We start from the raw sequence: 11106 nt of genomic DNA on the forward strand, positions 1-11106 counted from the left end.
GTAAAATATTATTTTATTATATTTATAATTTAAAATGAAAACAACATATACAGAAAAAGAAATAATTTTATGGTTAAAAAAACAAAGTTTTTTTGCTAAAAATTTCTTAAAAATATCTTATTTATTAAATTTTATTAATATATGTATATTAATTATTCAAAATTGGATATTATCTAAACAAATACAAACTTTCTTTTTAAAAGAAAATAAAAATAAAATTTTTTATTATTATATAATATTATTTTTATGTTATATAATAAAGATATTTATAAATATTATAATAAATAAGATTAATTTTTATTATAGTCAAATAATAAAAATTTCTATTAGAAAAAAAATTTTAAAGAAGTTAACATCTATATACTATAAACACTTTACTGATCAAACATCAGGATCTGATATATCATTAATTATAAATCAAGTAGAAAATTTACAAAATTATTATAATCAATATATACCTCATTTTTTTACTACTAAAATAGTAATATTAATAATTTTAACTACTATATTTTATATTAGTTGGATTATAGATATAGTATTAATTATTGTTAGTATAATAGCATTTTTTTTTATAATATTAATTGGGAAAAAAGCAACTAAAAAAAATAAAAAAAATTTTAAAATATTATCTATTTTAAATGGATTATTTTTTGATAGATTAAAAGGCATAGAAACTATTAGATTATTTAATCTATCTATAATAGAAATAAAAAAAATTACTTTTTATATAGAAAAATATAGGCAAAAAAATATTGAAATATTAAAAATTATTTTTTTAACTTCAGCTATCTTAGAATTTTTTTCTTCTATTTCTTTAGCTTTTATTATTATGTATTTTAGTTTTACATATTTACATATCATAAATTTTGGTTTTTATAATAAAAATATTAAAATATTACATAGTTTTTTTATATTAATGTTAATTTCTGAATATTTTCAAAATTTTAGTAATTTAGGATTATTATATCATATAAAATCTAAAGCAATTGGTGCTGCTAATAATATTATAAAATTATTAAATAATAAAAAATATACTAATTTAAAAAATAAAAAAAAGATTTTCTTAAAAAAAATAAATAAATTAGTAATAAAAGCTAAAAATTTAGTTATTAAAGATAAAAACGGAAATATATTGATAGGTCCTATATCTTTTAAAATATTTTCTGGACAAAATATAGTTATTATTGGTCCAAATGGATGTGGAAAAACAACATTATTTAATGTATTTTTAGGTATATTACCTTATGATGGTTCATTTAAAATTAATAATATTGAATTTAAAGATATAGATTTATATAGTTGGTATAAACAAGTTTCATGTGTGAAACAAAACACTAAATTACCTGCTATAACAATCCGAAAAAATTTATTTTTTAAAAAAAAATTAAATAATAATAAAATACAAAAAATTATGAAAGAAATTGGTATAATAAATTTTTTAAAAAAATTACCTAGAGGAATAGATACATCTTTATATAAAGAAAATATATATTTATCAGTAGGTCAAATACAAAGAATTGCAATTGCTAGAGCGTTAATTAAAAATTATATAATATTATTATTAGATGAACCAATATCTAATATTGATATTAAAAGTCAATTTGATATTATTAAATCAATAAAACAAAATATCTCACCATTAAAAATTAGTATAACAATTACACATAAAATATATAACATTAATTATTATAATATAATTTGGTATATGAAAAATGGTAAGATTAAAAAAAATATTTTAAATCTTAAAAAAAAAATTTATTAAAATAAAGAATTTTCAAAATGTTTTATTTATTTTATTTTTTAAAAAATTATCAAAAATATATTAAAAAAATTTTTTTAGGAATTTTTTTATCTATAATAAATAATTTAATGAATTTATTTTTATCAATAATATCTGGATATTTATTATCTTCTACTTTTTTATTAAATATTCAAAATAATAATATATATTATAATTATATTATTCCTACAACTGTTATTAGATTTATTTCAATAATAAAAACTATTACTAAATATTTTGAAAAAATAGTTCAACATAATAATACTTTATATTTATTAAAAAATTTAAGGATTTTAATTTTAAAAAAAATTTTTCCCTTATATCCATCTAATTTAACTTTAATTGATAATATTGAAATCTTAAATATATTAATTTCAGATATTGAAACATTAGATTTTTTATATTTACAAATAATTACACCTTTTTTAATAATAAGTATTATTACTTTAATAATTTTAATATATTTAATTTTATTAAATAAAATTTTTTTTCTTATTTTATTTTTTAATATTATTATATTAATAATATTTTATTTTTTTTATTTTTATAAAAATGGTAAAATAATAGGAAAAAAAAATATAGATATAAAGAAAAAATATTATTATTTAGTAAATAATTTTTTATCGAATTGTATAGAATATAAAATTTTTGAAGGTATAAATTATATATCTAATAAAATTAATATTTTAGAATTAAAGTGGGAAAAAATACAATTAATAAAAAATAATTATAGTATTAATTCACAATTATTAATAAATATTATAACTGATATTAATATAATTATTATATTATTATATAATCACATATATATTGATAATGTAACATTACAATATAAAATTATAATATTTATATTATTTTTAATAACGTTTTCTAAAATATTATTCCCTTTAAGTAATATTTTTCAAAATATTCATGAAATTTTTTTTTCAGCTAAAAAAATTTTTAATATTATAAAACAAAAACCAATTATTTATTTTATAGATATAAACAAAAATCAAAATCAAAATAATATTAATTATTCTATGAATGTAAATATAAATAATTTATTTTTCTATTATAATAAAAAATATCCATATATTTTAAAAAATATATCTTTACATATAAAAAAAAAACAAAAAATAGCAATTACCGGATATAATGGAAGTGGAAAATCTACATTGTTTATGTTATTAACTCGAGCTTGGGATCCTGTGAAAGGAAACATTTATTTAAATAAATATAATTTAAAAAAATGGGATTTATGGTCATTAAGAAAAAATATAAGTGTATTACCTCAAAAAATATATTTATTTAGTGATACGTTAAAAAACAATATTTTATTAAATAATCAATATAATGTAGATATTAATCATAAATATTTAATAGAAATTTTAAAATTAGTAGGTTTAAAAAAATTATTAAATAAAAATTTAAATTTAAATCAATGGATGGGAGAAGGAGGTAGAATCCTTTCGGGAGGAGAATTAAAAAAATTAGGTATAGCAAGAATTATATTACATAATGGAAATTTAATTTTATTAGATGAACTTACAGAAGGATTAGATCAAAATTCATCTATTAAAATGATTAATTTAATTTTATCTATTTTTAAAAAAAAAACAGTTATATTTATCACACATAATATTGATATTATGAAAAGAATGGATTGTATTTATTTTATGTATAATGGTTTTTTAATTGAAAAAGGTACATATGATTATTTAATAAATAAAAAAGGATATTATTGGAATTATATAAAAAATAATATAAGATTATAATTATAATATTTTATAAATATAAGGTATAATAATGTCTAAAGAAGATAATATAGAAATGCAAGGTACAGTATTAAATACATTACCTAATACTATTTTTCATGTAAAATTAGAAAATGGACATATAATAACAGCTCATATTTCAGGTAAAATGAGAAAAAATTATATTCGTATTTTAACAGGAGATAAAGTTACTGTTGAATTAACACCTTATGATTTAGAAAAAGGTAGAATTATTTTTCGTAGTAGATAATTTAATATTAATTAAATAATCTTTTAAAAAATTTAAAATTTATATGAAATTATTAATTATTTAAAAAAATTAACTATTTATCAATATAATTTAAAAATTTTTTTGCATCTAATGCAGCCATACATCCTGTAGCTGCTGACGTGATTGCCTGTCTATAATTATTATCCATAACATCACCAGCAGCAAAAATTCCAGTAATATTTGTTTCTGTAAAGTTTAATTTTTTAAATTTATTTTTATTAGTTAATATATAACCATTTTTATCTAAATTTAATATTTTTTGAAATAAAATACTATTAGGTATAGTCCCAATTAATATAAATATACCATATACTGGTATAATTTTAATATTTCTATTATTTAAAGAGGAAATTTTTATTCCCGTTACTCCAACATCATTACCTAATATTTCTTTAACTATATAAGGAGTATGTAATATTATTTTTTTATTTTTTACTAATAATTTTAATTTTTGAAGTAATATTTTTTCGGCAATAAAATTATTTTTTCTATGAATTAAATGTATTGTAGAAGTAATTTTGGATAAATATAATGCTTCTTCTATTGCAGTATTACCACCTCCTATAATTGCAATTATTTTATTACGGTAAAAAAATCCATCACAAATAGCACAAGAAGAAACACCTTTTCCTATAAATTTTTTTTCAGAATCTAAACCTAAAAATCTTGGATATGATCCTGTAGCAATAATCATACTGTCACATTTATATGTAAATAAATTACCTTTTACAATAAAAGGTGTTTTTTTTAAACTAATAATTTTTGTTATTGTATCATTAATAATATTAGTTCCAAAATATAATGAATGATTATATAATTGATCCATTAATTTTTGTCCAGTTATATTTGGGAAAATTCCTGGCCAATTTTCTATATTATAAGTTTGTGTTAATTGTCCTCCAATTTGATTACCTGTAACTATTATAGGATTTAAATTAGCTCTTGCAGCATATATCGCTGCAGTATAACCTGCAGGACCAGATCCTAATATAAGAAGTTTTGTTTTTTTATCATCTTTCATATATATTTATCATATTAATATTTTAATTATTATATATAAAATATATGATACTCAATATCAAATATTTTTAAAAATTTAAATATGTATAAAATAATTTTTTATGTTAAAATTATATAGTATATTTATATATATGGAAAGTATTATGTTAGATATAAATTTATTACGTAATAATATTAATTATGTGTATAAAATTTTAAAAAAAAGAAATTTTTATTTGGATATTAATTTAATAAATAAATTAGAACAAAAAAGAAAAATTTTTCAAATTAAGATAGAACAATTACAGATTAAAAAAAATCAAATAACTAAAAATTTATCTAACAAAAGTATTCATAATATATCTGAATATAAAATGATAGTAATTAATATTAATAATCAAATTTCAAAAAATAAAATTATATTAGATAATATTAAAAAAAATATAAATAAAGTTTATAATATAATACCTAACTTACCATTAAGTGATGTACCAATAGGGTATGATTCTAAAGAAAATAAAGAAATAATAAAATGGGGTGAAATAATTAAATATAATTTTCCTATACGTGATCATGTAGAATTAGGTATTTTAAATAAAGGTATTGATTTAGAAGCAGGTGTTAATTTAAGTGGATCTAAATTTTTTGTTTTAAAAGGATTAATAGCATATTTATATAGGATTCTAATTCAATTTATGTTAAATATTCATATTAATAATCATAATTATAAAGAAATTTATGTTCCTTATATAGTAAAAAAAAAAGCTTTATATGGTACTGGACAATTACCTAAATTTAGTAAAGATCTTTTTCATATAAAAAATTTTAAATCTTCTAATATAGAAGATTATTTCTTAATTCCTACAGCAGAAGTTCCATTAACTAATTTAGTATATAATAAAATTATTGAAGAAAAAGAATTACCGATAAAATTAGTTTCACATAGTCCTTGTTTTAGATCTGAAGTAGGTTCATACGGGAAATATAATAAAGGATTAATAAGAACACATCAATTTGATAAAGTAGAATTAGTACAATTAGTGAAACCCAAATACTCTGTTAAAGCTTTAGAACAAATTACTGAAAATGCAGAAAAAATATTACAATTATTAAATTTACCATATAGAAAAGTATTATTATGTACAGGTGATATGAGTTTTTCATCATGTAAAACTTATGATTTAGAAGTATGGTTTCCTTCGAAAAATAAATATTATGAAATTTCTTCTTGTTCTAATATGTGGGATTTCCAAGCTAGAAGAATAAAAGCTAGATATAGAAGTATTAAACATAATAAAATTACTTTTATACATACTTTAAATGGATCTGGATTAGCAATTGGTAGAACTTTAGCAGCTATTATGGAAAATTATCAACTTAAAAATGGAAATATCAAAATACCTAAAGTTTTAAGACCATATATGCAGGGACTAAAATATATAAAATAAAAAATTTAAGTAAACTATATTCATTTTATAGTTTTTGTTCAAATAGATTTTGTATAGAATTATATAATTGAATAGTTTTAAATAAATGAGTAGGTACTACAAAAATAGTATCATCACCTGCAATTGTACCTAATATACCTTCTGCTTTTCCTAAAGAATCTAATAATCTAGCTATTAATTGAGCAGCTCCAGGACTAGTATGAATAATAATTAAAATATCATTATAATCAATATCTAACACTAGATTTTTTAATGGACTAGTAGTATTTGGAACACCTAATTCTAAAGGAAAACAATATACCATTTCCATTTTTGTATTTCTAATTCTTACAGCTCCAAATTTTGTTAACATTCTAGATACTTTAGATTGATTAATATTATGAAATCCTGCTTCTTGCAAAGCACGTACAATTTCAGTTTGAGTACCGAATTTTTCTTGTTTTATTAAATTTTTAAATATTTTAATTAAATTAGCTTCTTTTTTTTTTATAGAAATTATATTCATAAAGTTACCAAAAAACAAAAGAAAAAATATTACTTATCTAAGAAAATTATTTTTTAAATATTACAAAATATATAATATCAAAATAAAAAAGACTAATTGCATTTATAATATAACTATATTATCATATTTTAATAAAAATTTATATTTTTTTATTAAAAAATTAAAAAATAAATAATTAAATAATATAATCATATTAATTACTTATATTGTGGATATATATAAATGAGTATTTTATTAAAAAAAAAAGTTTATCGTCAATGGTATCTTATAAACGCAAAAAATAAAATTTTAGGAAGACTCTCAAGTATAATTGCCCATTATTTAATGGGAAAACATAAAATTTCATATTCTCCTCATCTTGATATAGGAGATTATATTATAATTATAAATGCAAATAAAATTAAAATAACAGGAAATAAAAAAAAAGATAAAATTTATTTTAGTCATAGTGGTTATTCTGGAGGATTAAAAAAAATTTCATTTGAAAAATTAATGATAAAAGATCCTTGTAAAATAATACAACATTCTGTTAAAGGGATGTTACCTAAGAATAAAATTGGGTTATTAATGTTAAATAGATTAAAAATTTATTCAGGAATAATACATAATCATATAGCACAAAAAAATATTTTAAATATTTAATAATATTATTAAGGATATAAATTTATGAAAAAAAATAACTATGATTATAATGCGACAGGAAGAAGAAAAAGTTCCTCTGCTAGAGTATTTATAAAAAAAGGTATTGGAAATATTTCTATTAATAAAAAAAATATAAATGTTTTTTTTCCTAGAAAAGCACATTATATTATGATAATGAAACCTTTAAAATTAATAAAAATGGATAATAAATTAGATGTATATATTACAGTTAAAGGAGGTGGAAATTCAGGACAAGCAGGAGCAATTAGACATGGAATTACAAGAGCTTTAATAAAATATGATAATTTTTTTAGAAAAAATTTTAAAAAACAAGGTTTTATAACTCGTGATGATAGAAAAGTAGAACGTAAAAAAGTAGGTTTTAAAAAAGCTAGACGTAGTCCTCAATTTTCTAAACGTTAAAATTAAATTTTATTTAATTATATAAAAAAATTTTTAGTAAAATTTAATTTATTTTTAAAATTTTATTTATTAAAAAATAATCTCTATTTTTTATTTTAATATTTTATTAATATTTTCAGAGAAAAAATGGATAAATTTATAATAAAAGGTCCAGTAAAATTAAAAGGAGAAGTTAATATTTCTGGATCTAAAAATGCAGCCTTACCTATTTTATTTTCTTCCCTTTTAATAAAAGAAATAATAGAAATTAAAAATATTCCTAAATTAAAAGATATAGATGTAACGATAAAATTACTTTTAAATTTAGGAGTAAAAATTAAAAATGGTAAATCATTAATAATTAATACAAGTAACTTATATACTAATTTTAATTTTCCTGAAAATTTAATAAAATCTATTAGAGCTTCTATTTGGTTAATTAGTCCTTTATTAGTACGTTTTAAAAAAATAAATATATCTTTACCAGGAGGTTGTTCTATTGGTATGAGACCTATTGATTTACATATTAAATATTTACAAAAATTAGGTGCTAATATTTATATTAAAAATAATCGTATTATTGCATCTATAAATAAAAAATTTATGGGTTCTCATATAATAATGAAAAAAAATAGTGTAGGAGCTACAATTAGTATTATTTTAGCTGCAATTTATGCTAAAAATGTAACTATTATTGATAATGCAGCTAAAGAACCAGAAATAAAAGATTTAATTAATTTTTTAAATACTATGGGTGCTAATATAAAAGGAGGTGGGACTAATCAAATAATAATTAAAGGTGTTTTAAAATTAAAAGGAGGTATTTATACTATAATGGATGATAGAATAGAAACAGGTACTTTTTTAGTAGCTGCTGCAATTTCTAAAGGATATATTTTATGTAAAAATACTAATCCTAAAAATTTAAAAATAATTTTAAAAAAATTAAAACATACAGGAGCAAAAATTAAAACAGGAAAAAATTGGTGTAGTATTAATATGAATAATAAAAAACCAAAAGCTGTAAATATTATAACTGGACCATATCCTAATTTTCCTACAGACATGCAACCTCAATTTACATTGTTAAATTGTATTTCTTTAGGTAAAAGTATAGTACAAGAAACTATTTTTGAAAATCGTTTTCTATATATAAATGAATTAATTAAAATGGGAGCAAAAATTTTTATAAAAAAGAATAAAGTTTTTTGTCAAGGAATAAAATCACTATATAGTGCAAAAATTAAAGCCACTGATCTAAGAGCATCGATAAGTTTAGTATTAGCTGGATGTATTGCCAAAGGAAAAACAATTGTTAATAATGTTGATTATATTGATCGTGGATATGAAAATATAGAAAGTAAATTAATTTCTTTAGGCGCAAAAATTAAAAGATTAAAAAATAAATAATTAATAATCTAAAGATAGATAATAATTAAATTATATAATAATATTATTAGTTATTTATTTTTAAAATATATTATAAGGATAATAATAAATGTATGCTATTTTTGACAGTTGTGGTAAACAATATAAAGTAATTCAAGGACAGACTATTAAATTAGAGAAGATAATAGGCAAAATTGGAGACAGAATTGAATTTAAAAATATTTTAATAATATATAACAAAAATCAATTAAATATAGGTAATCCTATTATTCCAGGAGCAAAAATAATAGCACAATTAATGTTACATGGTAAGGATAAAAAAATTAAGATAATTAAATTTCGTAGAAGAAAACATTTTCGTAAAATACAAGGACATCGTCAATTATTTACTAATATAAAAATTCTTAAAATTCAATATCTAGTATAGGAAAATATTCTATGGCGCAGAAAAAAGCTGGTGGTTCATCTAGAAATGGTAGAGATTCACATTCTAAGAGATTAGGTATTAAATGTTTTGGAGGAGAAAAAGTAAAACCAGGATTTATTCTTATAAGACAAAGAGGTAATAAATTTCATGCTGGAAATAATGTAGGATGTGGTAAAGATCATACTTTATTTTCCAAAATAAATGGAGTTGTGAAGTTTACTATTAAAGGAATTAGAAAAAAAAAATATATAAATATTATTAGTGTATAATTTTTTTATTTATTATTAATTTTAATTAAATATTAAATAATATTTTAAATTATAAAAATCTATTTTATATAAAATGGAGTTATAATGAAATTTTTTGATGAAGCAATTATACATATTAAAGCAGGTAATGGAGGAGATGGATGTATTAGTTTTCATCGTGCAAAATTTATTCCTAAAGGGGGCCCTGATGGAGGTAATGGAGGGCAGGGAGGAAATATATATTTTATATCTAATAATAATATTAATAATTTAAATAATTTCTATCGTAAACAAAATTATATATCTGAAAATGGATTAAAAGGACAAAATTATCAACGTACAGGAAAAAATGGTAAAAATTTGATTATTTACGTACCAATAGGTACAAATATTATTGATGTAAAAAAAAATATAACTCTTGTATTTTTAAAAAAAGATAAACAAAAATTTTTAGTTGCAAAAGGAGGAAAAGGAGGATTAGGTAATATTAATTTTAAATCTTCTATTAATAGAACTCCTTATAAAAGGACTAAAGGTTGTTTAGGACAAAAAAAAAAAATAAAATTAAATTTTATTTTAAAGGCGGACGTAGGTGTATTTGGTTTACCTAATTCTGGAAAATCAACATTTATAAAAAAAATATCTTCTGCTAATACTAAAATAGGTGATTATTTTTTTACAACTACAAAACCTATTTTAGGAATTATTAAAAATACATTAAATAATTCCTCTATTTCAATATTAGATGTTCCTAGTATTATAAAAAAATCTTCAGTTGGTAAAGGTTTAGGATTAAGTTTTATTAAACATTTTAAATATTGTAATTTATTATTACATTTTATAGATATATCAATTAATAATAATATTATTAGTATATCTAGTGCTATAAATATAATTAATTTTGAACTTATAAAGTATAGTAAAAAAATTCTTTTAAAAGAACAATGGCTTATTTTAAATAAAATTGATTTAATAGATAATCAAAATAATTTAATATTATATATTAATAAAATTTTAATAAAATATAAATTTATAAAAAAATTTTATTTAATTTCATCAAAAAAAAATATTGGAATAGAAATATTATGTATAGATATTTTAAAATATTTATTAAATAAAAATTTATAATATAAATTAATTTTATTAATATTAATTACATAAAATACTTATATCATTTATTTGTATTATTTTATAAAAAAATTATATTAAATTAAATTTTATTTAATTTGGATCTTAAA

Annotated in this window: 12 protein-coding genes; 10 read left to right on the plus strand and 2 right to left on the minus strand. The window is 18.0% G+C overall.

The annotated features are described in order from the left end of the window. The first annotated feature begins 34 nt into the window (after positions 1-34). From GJU00_RS02180 to infA, 3 genes are read left to right on the plus strand one after another with little or no spacing between them, the layout of a single operon-like run. Positions 35-1762 carry an ABC transporter transmembrane domain-containing protein gene (locus tag GJU00_RS02180; protein WP_168893667.1) on the plus strand — a complete coding sequence of 576 codons (1728 nt, stop codon included), beginning with the start codon at positions 35-37 and terminating at the stop codon, positions 1760-1762. 17 nt (positions 1763-1779) lie between these two features. Beyond that, the gene (locus tag GJU00_RS02185) at positions 1780-3537 is read left to right on the plus strand and encodes an ATP-binding cassette domain-containing protein (protein ID WP_168893668.1); all 1758 of its coding nucleotides are present in this window, start codon (positions 1780-1782) and stop codon (positions 3535-3537) included. Between the two features lie 31 nt (positions 3538-3568). Then, a complete protein-coding gene (gene infA, locus GJU00_RS02190) occupies positions 3569-3787 on the plus strand; it encodes a translation initiation factor IF-1 (protein WP_168893669.1) in 219 nt (72 codons plus the stop codon). Positions 3788-3860: 73 nt separating this feature from the next. Here the strand turns inward: infA and trxB are convergent, their stop codons facing one another. After that, positions 3861-4829 carry a thioredoxin-disulfide reductase gene (gene trxB, locus GJU00_RS02195; protein ID WP_168893670.1) on the minus strand — a complete coding sequence of 323 codons (969 nt, stop codon included), beginning with the start codon at positions 4827-4829 and terminating at the stop codon, positions 3861-3863. A gap of 142 nt (positions 4830-4971) precedes the next feature. Between trxB and serS the strand changes: the two genes are divergently transcribed. After that, on the plus strand, positions 4972-6255 hold the full coding sequence (gene serS, locus GJU00_RS02200) for a serine--tRNA ligase (RefSeq protein ID WP_168893671.1): 1284 nt from the start codon (positions 4972-4974) through the stop codon (positions 6253-6255). A gap of 25 nt (positions 6256-6280) precedes the next feature. Here serS and argR read toward each other — a convergent pair whose 3' ends face one another. Further along, positions 6281-6760 (minus strand): transcriptional regulator ArgR, encoded by a 480-nt coding sequence (gene argR / locus GJU00_RS02205; protein ID WP_168893672.1) that lies wholly within the window; start codon positions 6758-6760, stop codon positions 6281-6283. Between the two features lie 222 nt (positions 6761-6982). Between argR and rplM the strand changes: the two genes are divergently transcribed. The 6 genes from rplM (at position 6983) to cgtA (ending at position 10996) form a co-directional block, all read left to right on the plus strand. Then, the gene (gene rplM, locus GJU00_RS02210; protein WP_168893673.1) at positions 6983-7402 is read left to right on the plus strand and encodes a 50S ribosomal protein L13; all 420 of its coding nucleotides are present in this window, start codon (positions 6983-6985) and stop codon (positions 7400-7402) included. Between the two features lie 24 nt (positions 7403-7426). Further along, on the plus strand, positions 7427-7825 hold the full coding sequence (gene rpsI / locus GJU00_RS02215) for a 30S ribosomal protein S9 (protein WP_168893674.1): 399 nt from the start codon (positions 7427-7429) through the stop codon (positions 7823-7825). 126 nt (positions 7826-7951) lie between these two features. Next, the gene (murA, locus tag GJU00_RS02220; protein WP_168893675.1) at positions 7952-9214 is read left to right on the plus strand and encodes a UDP-N-acetylglucosamine 1-carboxyvinyltransferase; all 1263 of its coding nucleotides are present in this window, start codon (positions 7952-7954) and stop codon (positions 9212-9214) included. 88 nt (positions 9215-9302) lie between these two features. Further along, complete coding sequence (gene rplU, locus GJU00_RS02225; RefSeq protein WP_168893676.1) at positions 9303-9620, plus strand: 50S ribosomal protein L21; 318 nt, start codon at positions 9303-9305, stop codon at positions 9618-9620. An 11-nt stretch (positions 9621-9631) separates the two neighbouring features. Further along, a complete protein-coding gene (gene rpmA, locus GJU00_RS02230; protein WP_168893677.1) occupies positions 9632-9889 on the plus strand; it encodes a 50S ribosomal protein L27 in 258 nt (85 codons plus the stop codon). 84 nt (positions 9890-9973) lie between these two features. Further along, entirely contained in the window at positions 9974-10996 is a 1023-nt protein-coding gene (gene cgtA / locus GJU00_RS02235; RefSeq protein WP_168893678.1) for an Obg family GTPase CgtA, read from the plus strand. The last annotated feature ends 110 nt before the right edge of the window (positions 10997-11106 follow it).

The sequence above is a fragment of the Enterobacteriaceae endosymbiont of Donacia simplex genome, from assembly GCF_012568645.1.
Taxonomy (GTDB): domain Bacteria; phylum Pseudomonadota; class Gammaproteobacteria; order Enterobacterales; family Enterobacteriaceae.

Bases quoted from the DNA above. Each gene is read 5' to 3' on its own strand.
- rpsI (WP_168893674.1), top strand. From the start codon at position 7,427: ATGAAAAAAAATAACTATGATTATAATGCGACAGGAAGAAGAAAAAGT.
- GJU00_RS02180 (WP_168893667.1), top strand. From the start codon at position 35: ATGAAAACAACATATACAGAAAAAGAAATAATTTTATGGTTAAAAAAA.
- trxB (WP_168893670.1), bottom strand. From the start codon at position 4,829: ATGAAAGATGATAAAAAAACAAAACTTCTTATATTAGGATCTGGTCCT.
- rplU (WP_168893676.1), top strand. From the start codon at position 9,303: ATGTATGCTATTTTTGACAGTTGTGGTAAACAATATAAAGTAATTCAA.
- argR (WP_168893672.1), bottom strand. From the start codon at position 6,760: ATGAATATAATTTCTATAAAAAAAAAAGAAGCTAATTTAATTAAAATA.
- murA (WP_168893675.1), top strand. From the start codon at position 7,952: ATGGATAAATTTATAATAAAAGGTCCAGTAAAATTAAAAGGAGAAGTT.
- serS (WP_168893671.1), top strand. From the start codon at position 4,972: ATGTTAGATATAAATTTATTACGTAATAATATTAATTATGTGTATAAA.
- rpmA (WP_168893677.1), top strand. From the start codon at position 9,632: ATGGCGCAGAAAAAAGCTGGTGGTTCATCTAGAAATGGTAGAGATTCA.
- cgtA (WP_168893678.1), top strand. From the start codon at position 9,974: ATGAAATTTTTTGATGAAGCAATTATACATATTAAAGCAGGTAATGGA.
- infA (WP_168893669.1), top strand. From the start codon at position 3,569: ATGTCTAAAGAAGATAATATAGAAATGCAAGGTACAGTATTAAATACA.
- rplM (WP_168893673.1), top strand. From the start codon at position 6,983: ATGAGTATTTTATTAAAAAAAAAAGTTTATCGTCAATGGTATCTTATA.
- GJU00_RS02185 (WP_168893668.1), top strand. From the start codon at position 1,780: ATGTTTTATTTATTTTATTTTTTAAAAAATTATCAAAAATATATTAAA.